Source organism: Subtercola frigoramans (genome assembly GCF_016907385.1).
GTDB lineage: Bacteria > Actinomycetota > Actinomycetes > Actinomycetales > Microbacteriaceae > Subtercola > Subtercola frigoramans.
On sequence record NZ_JAFBBU010000001.1, the window covers coordinates 2350042 to 2365016 of the forward strand.

At 60.4% G+C, this 14975-nt stretch carries 8 protein-coding genes and 3 rRNA genes; all 11 read right to left on the bottom strand.

Annotated elements, in window-relative coordinates:
• Nucleotides 1-4: 4 nt before the first annotated feature.
• Nucleotides 5-1654: a CTP synthase gene (gene pyrG, locus JOE66_RS10990; RefSeq protein WP_205111891.1), complete on the bottom strand. Its 1650-nt coding sequence runs from the start codon at nucleotides 1652-1654 to the stop codon at nucleotides 5-7.
• Nucleotides 1655-1762: 108 nt separating this feature from the next.
• Nucleotides 1763-3550: a DNA repair protein RecN gene (locus tag JOE66_RS10995; protein WP_205111892.1), complete on the bottom strand. Its 1788-nt coding sequence runs from the start codon at nucleotides 3548-3550 to the stop codon at nucleotides 1763-1765.
• An 83-nt stretch (nucleotides 3551-3633) separates the two neighbouring features.
• The gene (locus JOE66_RS11000) at nucleotides 3634-4551 is read right to left on the bottom strand and encodes an NAD kinase (RefSeq protein WP_205109414.1); all 918 of its coding nucleotides are present in this window, start codon (nucleotides 4549-4551) and stop codon (nucleotides 3634-3636) included.
• Nucleotides 4548-5345 carry a TlyA family RNA methyltransferase gene (locus JOE66_RS11005; protein WP_239518724.1) on the bottom strand — a complete coding sequence of 266 codons (798 nt, stop codon included), beginning with the start codon at nucleotides 5343-5345 and terminating at the stop codon, nucleotides 4548-4550. The genes JOE66_RS11000 and JOE66_RS11005 overlap by 4 nt, the downstream gene beginning before the upstream one ends.
• A gap of 58 nt (nucleotides 5346-5403) precedes the next feature.
• The gene (locus tag JOE66_RS11010; RefSeq protein WP_205109416.1) at nucleotides 5404-5568 is read right to left on the bottom strand and encodes a hypothetical protein; all 165 of its coding nucleotides are present in this window, start codon (nucleotides 5566-5568) and stop codon (nucleotides 5404-5406) included.
• A 22-nt stretch (nucleotides 5569-5590) separates the two neighbouring features.
• Nucleotides 5591-6619: an HAD-IIA family hydrolase gene (locus JOE66_RS11015; protein WP_205109418.1), complete on the bottom strand. Its 1029-nt coding sequence runs from the start codon at nucleotides 6617-6619 to the stop codon at nucleotides 5591-5593.
• On the bottom strand, nucleotides 6588-7568 hold the full coding sequence (locus JOE66_RS11020; RefSeq protein WP_239518288.1) for a tetratricopeptide repeat protein: 981 nt from the start codon (nucleotides 7566-7568) through the stop codon (nucleotides 6588-6590). Before JOE66_RS11020 ends, JOE66_RS11015 begins: the two co-directional genes overlap by 32 nt.
• Nucleotides 7569-7716: 148 nt before the next feature.
• Nucleotides 7717-7833: ribosomal RNA gene (rrf, locus tag JOE66_RS11025) — 5S ribosomal RNA — on the bottom strand.
• A gap of 192 nt (nucleotides 7834-8025) precedes the next feature.
• Nucleotides 8026-11146 (bottom strand): 23S ribosomal RNA (locus JOE66_RS11030).
• Nucleotides 11147-11645: 499 nt separating this feature from the next.
• Nucleotides 11646-13171, bottom strand: a 16S ribosomal RNA gene (locus JOE66_RS11035).
• Together the 16S, 23S and 5S rRNA genes form the textbook arrangement of a ribosomal RNA operon.
• 494 nt (nucleotides 13172-13665) lie before the next feature.
• The gene (tyrS, locus tag JOE66_RS11040; RefSeq protein WP_307827294.1) at nucleotides 13666-14964 is read right to left on the bottom strand and encodes a tyrosine--tRNA ligase; all 1299 of its coding nucleotides are present in this window, start codon (nucleotides 14962-14964) and stop codon (nucleotides 13666-13668) included.
• Nucleotides 14965-14975 lie beyond the last annotated feature (11 nt).

The following is a 14975-nucleotide window of genomic DNA, read 5'->3' on the forward strand; positions in this document are numbered from 1 at the left end:
CGGGTCACGCCTCTGCCGCGAAGAGCCGGCTGGCTTCCTGGCGATCGAGTGCGGCGACGATGAGACCGTCGAACAGGGGGTGGGCGCGGTTGGGGCGTGAACGCAGCTCCGGGTGCGCCTGGGTGCCGACGTAGTACGGGTGCACCTCGCGGGGCAGCTCGACGAACTCGACGAGGTGGCCATCGGGCGAGGTGCCGGAGAACCACAGTCCGGCTTCGGCGATCTGGTCACGGTAGTTGTTGTTGACCTCGTAACGGTGCCGGTGGCGCTCGTCGACCGAAGGCGCTCCGTACAGGTCTTCGACCAGTGAGCCGGGGGCGAGCCTGGCTTCATAGAGGCCCAGGCGCATCGTGCCACCGAGGTCGCCCCCGGCGATGATGTCGACCTGTTCGGCCATCGTCGCGATCACCGGGAACGGCGTCTCGGGGTTGAACTCACTCGACGACGCGTTGTCGAGGCCGACGACGTTGCGGGCGTACTCGATCACCATGCACTGGAGGCCCAGGCACAGGCCGAGGCTCGGGATCCCGTTCTCGCGGGCGAATCGCAGCGCACCGAGTTTGCCCTCAATCCCTCGCACGCCGAACCCGCCCGGCACGCAGATGCCGTCGACGTCAGAGAGCTGCTTGGCTGCCATCTCGGGCGTCTCGCAGTCGTCTGACGGAATCCACTTGAGCGTGACCTTCGTCTTATGGGCGAACCCGCCGGCACGCAGCGCTTCGGTGACAGACAGATACGCATCAGGAAGGTCGATGTACTTTCCGACCAGGCCGATCGTCACCTCGTGCTTGGGTTCGTGCACTGCTTCAAGCAGAGTCGACCATCCCGACCAGTCGACGTCGTCGGTCGTGAGGCCGAAGTGGTCGATGATGTAGGCGTCGAGTCCCTGCTCGTGGAGCATCGTCGGAATGTCGTAGATGCTCGGCACGTCGATCGCGTTGACGACAGCGTCTTCATCGACGTCGCACATCAGGGCGATCTTGCGCTTGTTGGATTCTGAAACCGGGCGGTCGCTCCTGAGCACCAGCGCATCCGGCTGGATACCGATCGATCGGAGCGCGGCAACGGAGTGCTGCGTGGGCTTGGTCTTCTGTTCACCCGAGGCATTCATGAACGGAACCAGCGAGACGTGCACGAAGAAAACATTGCGTCGGCCGAGCTCGTGGCGCACCTGCCTGGCCGATTCGAGGAACGGCTGCGATTCGATGTCGCCGACCGTGCCACCGATTTCGGTGATGATGACGTCAGGGGCATCTGCTCCCTGGGCCTGCAGGCGCATTCTGCGCTTGATCTCGTCAGTGATGTGGGGAATGACCTGCACGGTGTCGCCGAGGTACTCGCCGCGCCGCTCTTTGGCGATGACCGTCGAGTAGATCTGCCCGGTGGTGACATTTGCCGCCTGGTTGAGGTTGATGTCGAGAAAACGCTCGTAGTGACCGATGTCGAGATCTGTCTCGGCCCCGTCGTCGGTGACGAAGACCTCACCGTGCTGGAACGGGTTCATCGTTCCCGGGTCGACGTTCAGGTACGGGTCGAGTTTCTGCATCACGACGTGAAGACCGCGGGCCGTGAGCAGGTTACCGAGGCTTGCCGCGGTGAGGCCCTTGCCCAGGGAGGAGACGACACCCCCCGTGACGAAGATGTGCTTCGTCAGCTTCGGCTGCGATTCTGATCCAGAATGAGGCCCCGAATCGAGGTCGGAGGGGGTACTTCTCGGGCTCGCGTTTTGATGATCATCCACGGAGTTCCACTCTAACAGTACCTACGACTGCCACTGCCGCCGCGACTCGGCCGCGAGCTCGATCAGCTCTCTGGCGTGGGCCAGCCCACTCTCGGAATCGGGCAGTCCGGAGAGCAGTCTGGCCATCTCGGCCACACGTTCTTCGCCCCGGAGTTGCTGAACACTGCTCTCGGTGACGGCACCCTCGCTGTCTTTCACCACAGAGAGATGGTTCGTGGCGAAGGCTGCGACCTGGGCCAGGTGCGTGACCACGATCACCTGCGAACCGAGAGCCAACCGGGCGAGGCGCCGGCCGATCTCGATTGCCGATGCGCCGCCCACCCCGGCGTCGACCTCGTCGAAGACGAACGTTGGCACAGGATCAGTCGCGGCGAGAACAACCTCGATGGCGAGCATGATGCGCGAGAGCTCCCCGCCGGAGGCACCTTTGCCGAGCGGCCGGGGCTCAGCGCCCTCATGGGAAGCGAGGAGGAAGGTCACGGTGTCGCGGCCTGACGGAGTCGGCTCGACCCCTTCGGTGACCTCGACCATCAGCTGGGACCCGCCCATCGCGAGCGCGGCGAGCTCACCGGAGACAAGCGCGCTGAGCTGCTCTGCGGCGCGAACCCGCCCGGCCGTCAGCCTGGCCGCAAGGTCGAGAACGAGAGATTCGGCCTCCGAGACAGCGGCAGAGAGTTCATCGATCCGGTCGGAGTCGTTGTCGAGTTCCAGCAGTCGCGGACCCGCTGAAGCGAAGAATCCGATGACATCGTCGAGCGAGGGGCCGTACTTTCGCGCCAGCACCGAGAGTTCGGCTCGTCGCTCCTGCACATCGTCGAGCTCGGCCCCACCGTCGGTGTCCAGTTCTGCAAGGTAACTCGAGAGCTGCGTCGAGATCTCGGCAACCAAGAACGATGCACTCGCCAGGGACTCCACGATGGGCTCGAGGGCACCGTCGTGCGCACTCACGCGCTCGAGCTGGCGCAGGGCTGAATCGAGCAGGGAAACCGTATCGGGCCGTCCATCGAGTTCGTCGCTTGAGACTGCCTCCCGCGCCCCGGCAGCAGCGACCCTCAGGTCTTCGAGATTTGTGAGCCTGCTCGCCCGTTCGGCGAGGGCAACGTCTTCGCCGCTCTCGGGGCCGACGAGCTCGATCTCGGTGACAGCTGTGCGCAGTGCGTCGGCTTCGCGCAGGCGATCCTCCCGCTGCGAGACGAGTTCGTCTCGTTCCCGCCGGAGTTCCTGCCACCCCCGGAACTCCGCTTCGTACTTCTCAAGAAGTGCGCGGAACTCTGCCCCGGCGAAGCGATCGAGCGCCAGGCGCTGTTGGGTGGATGATCGGAGCCTCAGCTGGTCGGACTGGCCATGCACCACCACCAACCGTTCACCGAGCTCACTCAGCACGCCAACCGGCGCACTTCGACCACCCACGATGGCACGGCTGCGACCCTCACCCGATACCGACCGCGACAGGATGAGCTCCCCCAGTCGACCGGGACCGGGCTCGCCTGCTCGCGGCCCGTCAGCACCCAGCTCGTCAACACCGGTTTCGCCTGCACCGAGTTCGTCGATCTGCCCGCCAGCGTCGTTCACCCGGTCGGCGACCGGGCCGACCGTGGGAATCCGCCAGCGACCTTCCACCCAGCTCTGGGCACGTCCCACCCGAACCTGGCCTGCCACGGCTCGCTCGCCCATCAGGAGCCCGAGAGCCTGCACCACCATGGTCTTGCCTGCACCGGTCTCACCGGTCACCGCAGTGAATCCGGGACCCAGCGGAAGCACCGCTTCGGCGATCACACCGAGATCACGGATGGTGATCTCGTCGATCACTCCGCGAACCGGGTACACCTCGGGTTCGGGGGTCGTGGAGCTGAAATCGAGTTCTGCACTCACGTCGGTCTGGCGCACGCGCCTCACTCCCCGCGCCTCACGGGGCCACGCCAACCTTCGACGGGCAGGGCGAACTTCTGTACGAGCCTGTCGGAGAACGGCCCGTGGGTGAGCCGGGCCAGGCGCACCGGCACCGCCGAGCGCCGTGACTCGACTCGTGACCCACTCGGGAGGTCGAACCCCCGACGACCATCACACCAGAGCACGCCCGCCCCCGGCGCACGTTCGAGGAGCTCCACGGCGAGAACGGATTCCGGCCCGATCACGAGCGCTCGGGAGAACAGGGCGTGTGGGCTGAGGGGAACGAACAGCAGCGCGTCAAGGCTCGGCCACACGATCGGCCCTCCTGCCGAGAACGAGTAGGCCGTCGAGCCAGTGGGTGTCGCCATCACCACTCCATCACAACCGAACGACGAGAGAGGGCGTCCATCGACCTCGATGACCACCTCGATCATGCGTTCCCGGCTGGCCTTCTCGACCGTGGCCTCATTGAGAGCCCAGTCTTCGTAGATCACCTCGTCACCGCTGGTCACCACAATGTCGAGAGTCATACGCTCTTCGACGATGTAGTCGCCAGAGAGCACCCGCTCGACCGACTCGGTCAGGTCTTCGCGCTCGCTCTCGGCGAGGAAGCCCACGTGGCCGAGGTTCACGCCCAGCAGCGGCACCGAGCACCCGCGAACCACCTCGGCTGCACGCAGGATGGTGCCGTCGCCGCCGAGAACGATCACGAGTTCGAGGTCTCCGAGTTCGACACCGTCACCCAGCACCCCGATCACGCTGGGGTCGGTGAGCCGCGCGGAGATGTCGGCTAGGTCGCTGGGAGCCAGCACAGGAACGACACCCGAAGCGACAAGCTGGTCGCACACCCGGATGGCCGCTTCGACCGAATCCCGCCGGCCGGTGTGCAGCACGACGAGAATGTAGCGGGATCGTGTCACGGGGTGTGTGCTCCTGAAAGGTCAAAGACGACGTTCAACCATTCTGTCGGATTGCTGCCGGCAGTTGCGCTGAGCCAGACGAGATACTCGTGATTCCCAGCGTTCCCGAGAACTGGGGAGGAGATGATGCCCGCCGTACCGAGACCGAGGTCGAAAGCCGCCCACAACACCGCCGAAATGGCGTCAGCCCGCAGCCCTGCGTTCCGCACGACACCTTCCCGGATGCCCGTGCGACCGACCTCGAACTGCGGCTTGATCAGCAGGACGAAGTCCGCGCCGTCTGCGGCGACCGAGACTAGCGCCGGCAGCACTGTCGTCAGAGAGATGAAGGAGAGATCTGCGACGACGAGGGCGGGAGCATCCGTCACCCCAGAGACCGCAGCGAGCGATTCCGGGGTCGCATACCGGATGTTGTACCCCTCGACGACGCTCACCCGAGGGTCAGCGGAGACGACCGGCGACAACTGGCCGTGCCCCACATCGGCGGAGATCACCTTCGATACGCCCCGTTCGAGCAACACCTGGCTGAACCCTCCGGTCGAGGCACCGGCATCGAGTGCAATACGACCGGCCACGACGACCGCAGCGAAAGCATCGAGCGCGGCGACCAGCTTGCCCGCACCCCTGCTGACATACTGGTCGTCCCCTTCGACGCGTAATTCCTGGCCGGCATTCACGCGCGCCGACGGCTTCACAATGACGACGCCGTCCACGCTGACCAGGCCGTCGGCGATCAGCTGGGCCGCCTGGTTGCGTGAGCGCGCCAGGCCGCTCGTGGTCAGCGCAGAATCCAGCCGCGACGAGACGAGTGCCTCATCGTGTTCGTCACGGGGTTCTTCGCTGAAGGTGTCGTCAACCACGGGTTGCCGCGACGTCTCCACCTTCGAGCCGGATGCGCAGTTCATCATGCAGCTGAACATACGCCGCCGCGCGCGCCTCCAACGGCTGGTCTTCGATCAGCCCGAGCCGCGGCAGCAGCGTGCCCTGACCGGTGGGTTCATTCGCATCTGACGTCACGCTCCAAGGCTACCCGCGCGTTTCAGCTATAGAGTTCAGGCGCTACGCTGAGGCCATAAATCGGGCGACCGGATGCCCAGAGCAGGCTGCATGCGGCCCTCAGCCGGTTGATCCCCGAGTCACCAGCCTTCGCAATCTCGAGACTGTTCCCCCGAAGGCGTATGACGGCCGTGCCCGCGGTGGCCGAGAGGAGGTCGTCTGCAACCTGCACGTCGGGGTAGGGCTCGAACAACCCGCGCAGGTCGTCGAGGATGAAGGTGGGCCGGGAATCCTTGTCGGCGGCGAGCAGCTGCTTCGGGCCATCGATGCCGGTGAGCACCTGCACGGATCGCATTCCCGCACGGTTCGCACCGATGATGTCGGTGTCGAGGCGGTCGCCGATGAAGAGGGGGTTCTCCGCTCCAAAGCGAGCCACGGCTGCGTCGAAGATCGCCTTCTCGGGCTTTCCGCCGACGACGGGCAGGATGCCCACAGCGGTATGAACCGCAGAGACGAGTGTGCCGTTGCCCGGTGCGATGCCGCCCTCGACAGGAATGGTCCAGTCGGTGTTCGTGGCCACCCACGGAATTCCTCGGTGGAGTGCAAAACTGGCCTGAGCGAGGTCCTTCCAGCCCACATCAGGCGAAAAGCCCTGAATGACGGCCGCGGGCAGGTCATCCGCCTGCCGTGTGACAGTGAACCCCGCTCTCTCGACCTCACTGGTCAACCCGATACCTCCGACAACCAGGATCGTCGATCCGGCGGGCACCAGCCCCGAAAGCAGTCGGACGGCCGCCTGTGGACTCGTCACGACATCAGCGGCACCAACCGAAAGACCGAAACTGGAGAGGTGTTCAGCGACCTGCGCGTCTGTTCGCGATGCGTTGTTCGTGATGTAGCCCACGCGGACTCCGGAACCCGCAGCGCGGCTCAGAGCACCGACGGCGTGGTCGATTGCACCTTTGCCCTTGTAGACCACTCCGTCGAGGTCGGCGAGCAGAACATCCACACCATCGATCGGGGCTGCACGCAGCCCTGCGTCATTCCCCTTCTTCGTGAACAGTGCCACCATCCACCTCCTCTTCGAAGACCTCTATCGTGTCGTCGTCACCCTCAGCCGAGTCGAGCGCTTCTTCGGCACGCTCGGCGTAAGCACGCCACTGCGCCGCATCGCTCTCGCGACCGAGGTCGTCGAGAACCTCTGCGTAGGCCCAGAACAGCTCGGGGCTGTAGGAATAGGCGAGATTTCGATCGAGCTGGGGTATCTCGAGCTCAGCGAGTGCTGCCTCAGGCTGGTTCAGGTCGAGTCGCGCACCCGACATGGCAATCGCTACAGCAACCTGGGTTGCCGGCGTCAGAGTGTGACGCTCCACAGACCGGCCCAGTTCCAGTGCACGGTCAGGGCGGCCAAGTCCGCGTTCGCTGTCGACCATGAGCGCGAGCTGCTCGTTCGACCCCGAGATCCGGCGATAGGTGCGCAGCTCACGGATCGCGAGGGCGTAGTCACCCGTCGCATAGGCCGTGATGGCGAGGGTTTCCCGAACCATGGCAATGCGCCCTGCGCGGCGCGAAGCCGACGTGGCGTGTTTGTGTGCGAGCTCCGGATCCGACTCGATGAGCCGTGCGACCATGACCAGGTGCTTCGCCACTCCATCGGCGTTCTCCTTCGACAGCGTCTTCAGCTCGTTGAAGGCGATGCGATCGAGTTCCTTGACAGAGACGTCTTCGGGAATCTCCGGGTCGTCGTGATGCGGGCGAACAGCTCGCAGCTCCCTGGCTCTGAGCTCTTCGGGGGTGAGTTCTTCTTCGCGTCGGCCACCACGCTGCGCGTGCTGTTTATCGCGCGAACCGGGGGCCGCACTGCGTGCGGGCTTACCGTCACTCGTCCACAGGCGCCGTTCACCGGATGCCTGAGGCGGTTTGGCACTGCGGGGTCTCGCTGAGCCCGCCCTGCCGCCGTCTGATCGCGCACCGTCTTCACGTCGCCCTGGGCGCTTCTCCCTGTCTGGTGAATCGCTCATGACACTCCTTGTTTGTTCGTACGCGCGCTGTGTAGGTATGGGTTCCAGTGTAAACGCCTCGGTGTGCTCACGAGGATATGCACGATTGTGGTCTTAACGGCAAGAGGCCCACCTGGTGGGGTGGGCCTCTGTCGTGTTTCTAGAGTGAGTCCGGCGGTGTCCTACTCTCCCACAAGGTCTCCCTTGCAGTACCATCGGCGCTGCGAGTCTTAGCTTCCGGGTTCGGAATGTTGCCGGGCGTTTCCCTCGCGCTATGGCCGCCGAAACATTAGGGACATCCTGATGGGGTGTCTAAAATGTTCGGAAGTGTTTAGCTTCGTTCATGTTTAGTTGTGCCAAACCGTTAGCGGGTTTGGTTGTGACCCGACCGTATGTCGGGAACCACAGAGTGGACGCGAGTGTTTTTGTTGCGCAAAGATTTTCAGCCACACCGGGCCCTTGCGGGGGTGTGGTGGTGGTGTTGAAGTTATCGGCTTATTAGTACAGGTCAGCTCCACACCTCTTTCGTCGGTGCTTCCACATCCTGCCTATCAACCCAGTAGTCTCCTGGGAGCCTCTCACCATAAATGGTATGGAAATCTCATCTCGAAGCCGGCTTCCCGCTTAGATGCTTTCAGCGGTTATCCGTTCCGAACGTAGCTAATCAGCGGTGCACTTGGCAGTACAACTGACACACCAGAGGTTCGTCCATCCCGGTCCTCTCGTACTAGGGATAGCTCTTCTCAAATTTCCTGCGCGCGCAGAGGATAGGGACCGAACTGTCTCACGACGTTCTAAACCCAGCTCGCGTACCGCTTTAATGGGCGAACAGCCCAACCCTTGGGACCTACTCCAGCCCCAGGATGCGACGAGCCGACATCGAGGTGCCAAACCATGCCGTCGATATGGACTCTTGGGCAAGATCAGCCTGTTATCCCCGAGGTACCTTTTATCCGTTGAGCGACAGCGCTTCCACAAGCCACTGCCGGATCACTAGTCCCGACTTTCGTCCCTGCTCGACTTGTCAGTCTCACAGTCAAGCTCCCTTGTGCACTTACACTCGCCACCTGATTGCCAACCAGGTTGAGGGAACCTTTGGGCGCCTCCGTTACTCTTTAGGAGGCAACCGCCCCAGTTAAACTACCCACCATGCACTGTCCCAGAACCGGATTACGGTTCGTAGTTAGATATCCAGAGTGACCAGAGTGGTATTTCAACAATGACTCCACCAGCACTAGCGTGCCCGCTTCACAGTCTCCCACCTATCCTACACAAGCCACACCGAACACCAATACAAAGCTATAGTAAAGGTCACGGGGTCTTTCCGTCCTTCTGCGCGTAACGAGCATCTTTACTCGTAGTGCAATTTCGCCGAGTTCGCGGTTGAGACAGCTGGGAAGTCGTTACGCCATTCGTGCAGGTCGGAACTTACCCGACAAGGAATTTCGCTACCTTAGGATGGTTATAGTTACCACCGCCGTTTACTGGGGCTTAAATTCTGGGCTTCGCCTTGCGGCTAACTCTTCCTCTTAACCTTCCAGCACCGGGCAGGCGTCAGTCCGTATACATCGTCTTGCGACTTGGCACGGACCTGTGTTTTTAGTAAACAGTCGCTTCCCACTGGTCTCTGCGGCCATACACTGCTCCAGGAGCAAGTCCTTTCACAGCTCCGGCCCCCCTTCTCCCGAAGTTACGGGGGCATTTTGCCGAGTTCCTTAACCACGATTCTCTCGATCTCCTTAGTATTCTCTACCTGATCACCTGAGTCGGTTTGGGGTACGGGCACATGGAACCTCACGCCGATGCTTTTCTTGGCAGCAGACGATCACTGATTTCCCCACTGAAGGGTACCCATCGAGTCTCAGCCTTATAAGAGGGGCGGATTTGCCTACCCCTCGGCCTACATTCTTAGACCGGGACAACCATCGCCCGGCTCAGCTACGTTCCTGCGTCACACCTGTTAATACGCTAACCGCACCACATCGGGTCGCACGCTACGCCAAAACGCCTCACCCCGAAGGGATCGGTCTATCTGGTTTCAGATGCTTAGCATTAGCGGATTGGCTTGGACGGTTCTTCTGCGGTACGGGAATATCAACCCGTTGTCCATCGACTACGCCTGTCGGCCTCGCCTTAGGTCCCGACTTACCCAGGGCGGATTAGCCTGGCCCTGGAAACCTTGATCTTTCGGAGGACGGGTTTCTCACCCGTCTTTCGCTACTCATGCCTGCATTCTCACTCGTGTGGCCTCCACGGCTGGTTTACACCGCCGCTTCGCTGGCCACACGACGCTCTCCTACCCATCCATACGGCTGGACCACGAAGGCCTGCCAAAAATATAAATGCCACAACTTCGGTGGCGTGCTTGAGCCCCGTTACATTGTCGGCGCGGAATCACTTGACCAGTGAGCTATTACGCACTCTTTCAAGGGTGGCTGCTTCTAAGCCAACCTCCTGGTTGTCTATGCAACTCCACATCCTTTCCCACTTAGCACGCGCTTAGGGACCTTAGATGGTGGTCTGGGTTGTTTCCCTCTCGACGATGAAGCTTATCCCCCACCGTCTCACTGCTGCGCTCTCACTTACCGGCATTCGGAGTTTGGCTAACGTCAGTAACCTTTTAGGGCCCATCGGCTATCCAGTAGCTCTACCTCCGGCAAGAAACACGCAACGCTGCACCTAAATGCATTTCGGAGAGAACCAGCTATCACGAAGTTTGATTGGCCTTTCACCCCTATCCACAGCTCATCCCCTCCATTTTCAACTGAAGTGGGTTCGGTCCTCCACGACGTCTTACCGTCGCTTCAACCTGGCCATGGATAGATCACTTCGCTTCGGGTCTAGAACCAGCGACTCAAACGCTCTATTCGAACTCGCTTTCGCTACGCATTCCCCTCACGGGTTAAGCTCGCCACTGATCACTAACTCGCAGGCTCATTCTTCAAAAGGCACGCCGTCACACCAACAAAGGGCGCTCCGACGGCTTGTAAGCAAACGGTTTCAGGTACTATTTCACTCCCCTCCCGGGGTACTTTTCACCTTTCCCTCACGGTACTTGTTCACTATCGGTCATCTGGGAGTATTTAGGCTTATCAGGTGGTCCTGACAGATTCACGCGGGATTTCTCGGGCCCCGCGATACTTGGGATACTCTTCGGACCATAACCACATTTCGACTACAGGGCTGGCACCTGCTACGGCTGGGCTTTCAATCCCATTCGTCTATATGGCGCTGTAATCCTCGCAGTACGGCAGTAACTGCTGAAAAGTCCCACAACCCCGACCATGCAACGCCTGCCGGCTATCACACATGATCGGTTTAGCCTGTTCCGGTTTCGCTCGCCACTACTCACGGAATCACATGTTGTTTTCTCTTCCTGTGGGTACTGAGATGTTTCACTTCCCCACGTTCCCTCTACCCGCCCTATATATTCAGGCGGGAGTCACCAGGTCACCTCACGGGCCTGGCGGGGTTTCCCCATTCGGAGACCCTCGGATCACAGCTCTATTATCAGCTCCCCGAGGCTTATCGCAGATTTATACGTCCTTCTTCGGCTCCAGATGCCAAGGCATTCACCGTTTGCTCTTAAAAACTTCAACAAACAAAATTACACAACAAAGACCAATGTTTATCCCGAACCCGAAAGTCCGGGGAACATTGATTATCAGACAGTGCCCGCAACAATCACCGCACAACCCAAAGGCCATCCGGTTCATTTACGTGACACATCTGAAGATGCTCGCGTCCACTGTGTAGTTCTCAAAATACGGGCGGTACCCCAAACAACCACCAGCACAAAGCCAGGGCCGAAATAAGGTCCAAACAAGTTACAGCCAACCCTCCCACCCCCCACACACCCAAAAGGCCTGTGAACGACGAAAAAGCTGCCCGGTCCCTCAGGACCCAACAGCGTGCACAACACGGTTACGATAACCAGCCCTGTTCCAAACCCCCGAAAGGGTCGTACTAACAACCAACCACGCACTACGTGAATGTCAAATGTTCCACCCATGAGCGCCACCAACAGATAACTTCCGTTGAAATGACTGTCACCGTTTATGTCCCTGTATACAGAGGACCGATGAACGTGCTCCTTAGAAAGGAGGTGATCCAGCCGCACCTTCCGGTACGGCTACCTTGTTACGACTTAGTCCTAATCACCGATCCCACCTTAGACAGCTCCCTCCCTTACGGGTTAGGCCACTGGCGTTGGGTGTTACCGACTTTCATGACTTGACGGGCGGTGTGTACAAGGCCCGGGAACGTATTCACCGCAGCGTTGCTGATCTGCGATTACTAGCGACTCCGACTTCATGAGGTCGAGTTGCAGACCTCAATCCGAACTGAGACCGGCTTTTTGGGATTCGCTCCACCTTACGGTATTGCAGCCCTTTGTACCGGCCATTGTAGCATGCGTGAAGCCCAAGACATAAGGGGCATGATGATTTGACGTCATCCCCACCTTCCTCCGAGTTGACCCCGGCAGTCTCCTATGAGTTCCCACCATAACGTGCTGGCAACATAGAACGAGGGTTGCGCTCGTTGCGGGACTTAACCCAACATCTCACGACACGAGCTGACGACAACCATGCACCACCTGTATACCGACCTTGCGGGGCCTACATTTCTGCAGGTTTCCGGTATATGTCAAGCCTTGGTAAGGTTCTTCGCGTTGCATCGAATTAATCCGCATGCTCCGCCGCTTGTGCGGGCCCCCGTCAATTCCTTTGAGTTTTAGCCTTGCGGCCGTACTCCCCAGGCGGGGAACTTAATGCGTTAGCTGCGACACAGAAACCGTGGAATGGCCCCTACATCTAGTTCCCAACGTTTACGGCATGGACTACCAGGGTATCTAATCCTGTTCGCTCCCCATGCTTTCGCTCCTCAGCGTCAGTTACGGCCCAGAGATCTGCCTTCGCCATCGGTGTTCCTCCTGATATCTGCGCATTCCACCGCTACACCAGGAATTCCAATCTCCCCTACCGCACTCTAGTCTGCCCGTACCCACTGCAGGCTGGAGGTTGAGCCTCCAGTTTTCACAGCAGACGCGACAAACCGCCTACGAGCTCTTTACGCCCAATAATTCCGGACAACGCTTGCACCCTACGTATTACCGCGGCTGCTGGCACGTAGTTAGCCGGTGCTTTTTCTGCAAGTACCGTCAAACCGAAGTTCTTCTTCCTTACTAAAAGAGGTTTACAACCCGAAGGCCGTCATCCCTCACGCGGCGTTGCTGCATCAGGCTTTCGCCCATTGTGCAATATTCCCCACTGCTGCCTCCCGTAGGAGTCTGGGCCGTGTCTCAGTCCCAGTGTGGCCGGTCACCCTCTCAGGCCGGCTACCCGTCGTAGGCTTGGTGAGCCATTACCTCACCAACAACCTGATAGGCCGCGAGTCCATCCTTGACCAAAAAATCTTTCCACCAACAGGCCATGCGGCCGAAGGTCATATCCGGTATTAGACACCGTTTCCAGTGCTTATCCCAGAGTCAAGGGCAGGTTACTCACGTGTTACTCACCCGTTCGCCACTAATCACCAAAGCAAGCTCTGGATCATCGTTCGACTTGCATGTGTTAAGCACGCCGCCAGCGTTCGTCCTGAGCCAGGATCAAACTCTCCGTAAATGCTTACGCGCCAACCAACAAACGGGAATCGAATGCTGACTGACAAGTTCGATACTGACAGAACAAATCATTACTGACTTGCTTGTCCGCGACCACCCCGAAAGGCAATCGCTAATTTCATTTCCCAAAGGAACCCGGACACCCAAAAGGTGCCACGGGGAATTGGCATTTGACAATGTGCACGCTGTTGAGTTCTCAAAGATCGGACGCTCTGAACCGGCTACTTCATCGTTACGACGAAGACCTGAACAGGCAACTTCACTACTATATATCTACATCCGACGAGCTGTGCCCAAACTCTCGAAGTTCTTTCGAACAAGAGGTTTTCACTGCTGTGGATGGCCCCGCTTGAGGCCGGTAAGCTCTTCCGCTTTCCGAACCTTTGGGGTGACAAGAGGAAACATTACGGGCATGTTTCGTGTCTGGCAAGTTGGGCTCTACGCCCGGGCGTGTCGCTTTGCGACAGGCCCGGAAACCCGGGGAACCCGCAGCGGTCAGGCCACGAAGACGCCGGCGAAGGTCTTCTTGCCGCGACGCAGAACGATGACGCCCCGATGCGCGAGAGCACCGGAAAGCTCGCCCGGTGAAGTGACCTTCACGTTGTTCGCGTACACACCACCCTGGTCCACCGCTCGACGCGCGTCGCTCAGCGATGCGCACAGCGAACTCTGCACCAGCAATTCCGTCACAGCAACGTCGGCCGCAGCCTCGATGGTCGTGACCTCTTCCAGGGCCTGGCGCAGCACCACTTCAGGAAGATCAGAGAGTTCACCCTGGCCGAAGAGGGCGGCTGAGGCTGCGATGGCAGCATCCGTCGCATCTGTGCCGTGCACCAGAGAGGTGACCTCAGAGGCGAGCGTTCGCTGGGCCTCCCGCCGGAACGGTTCGGATTCTGTTGCTGCAGCGAGGCGTTCAAGTTCGGCGCGGCTCAGGAAGGTGAAGATCTTGAGTCGTTCGACGACGTCGGCGTCGTCGGTGTTGAGCCAGAACTGGTAGAAGGCGTACGGGCTGGTGAGCCGATCATCCAGCCAGATCGCATTGCCCTCACTCTTACCGAACTTCGTACCATCGGAATTCGTGATGAGCGGGGTGCCGATCGCATGCACACTCGCCTGCTCCGCCTTGCGGATGAGATCGGTGCCGCTGGTGAGGTTGCCCCACTGGTCGCTCCCCCCGGTCTGCAGCACACATCCGTAGGTTCTGAACAGTTCGAGGTAGTCGAGCCCCTGCAGGATCTGGTAGCTGAACTCGGTGTAGCTGATGCCAGCGTCAGAGTTGAGCCTCGCGCTGACGGCGTCCTTCTTGAGCATGGTGCCGACGCGGAAGTACTTACCGATATCGCGGAGAAAGTCGATGGCGCTGAGCGGTGCTGTCCAGTCGAGGTTGTTGACGAGTCGCGCGGCGCTTGCATCGTCGAAGCTCAGAAACCGCGAGATCTGAGTCTGGAGGTAGCCCACCCACTCGGCCACCGTGTCTCTGGCCGTCAACGTTCTCTCGGCCGTAGGACGAGGGTCACCGATGAGGCCCGTCGACCCGCCGACGAGTGCCAGCGGTCTGTGCCCGGCGAGTTGCAGCCGGCGCATCACCAACAGCTGCACGAGATTGCCGAGGTGAAGACTCGGGGCGGTCGGATCGAAACCGCAGTAGAACGTGATCGGGTCACCGGCGAGAAGGGCACCGAGCTCAGCCTCATCGGTCGACACATGCACCAGGCCACGCCACTTCAGCTCCTCCCAGACAGAATCGAACGACGGATCGTTCTCTTGGGAAGACAGGGTCACTGAGGCAGGCACAGACACGATGT

Bases quoted from the DNA above. Each gene is read 5' to 3' on its own strand.
- JOE66_RS11015 (WP_205109418.1), bottom strand. From the start codon at position 6,619: ATGGTGGCACTGTTCACGAAGAAGGGGAATGACGCAGGGCTGCGTGCA.
- JOE66_RS11020 (WP_239518288.1), bottom strand. From the start codon at position 7,568: ATGAGCGATTCACCAGACAGGGAGAAGCGCCCAGGGCGACGTGAAGAC.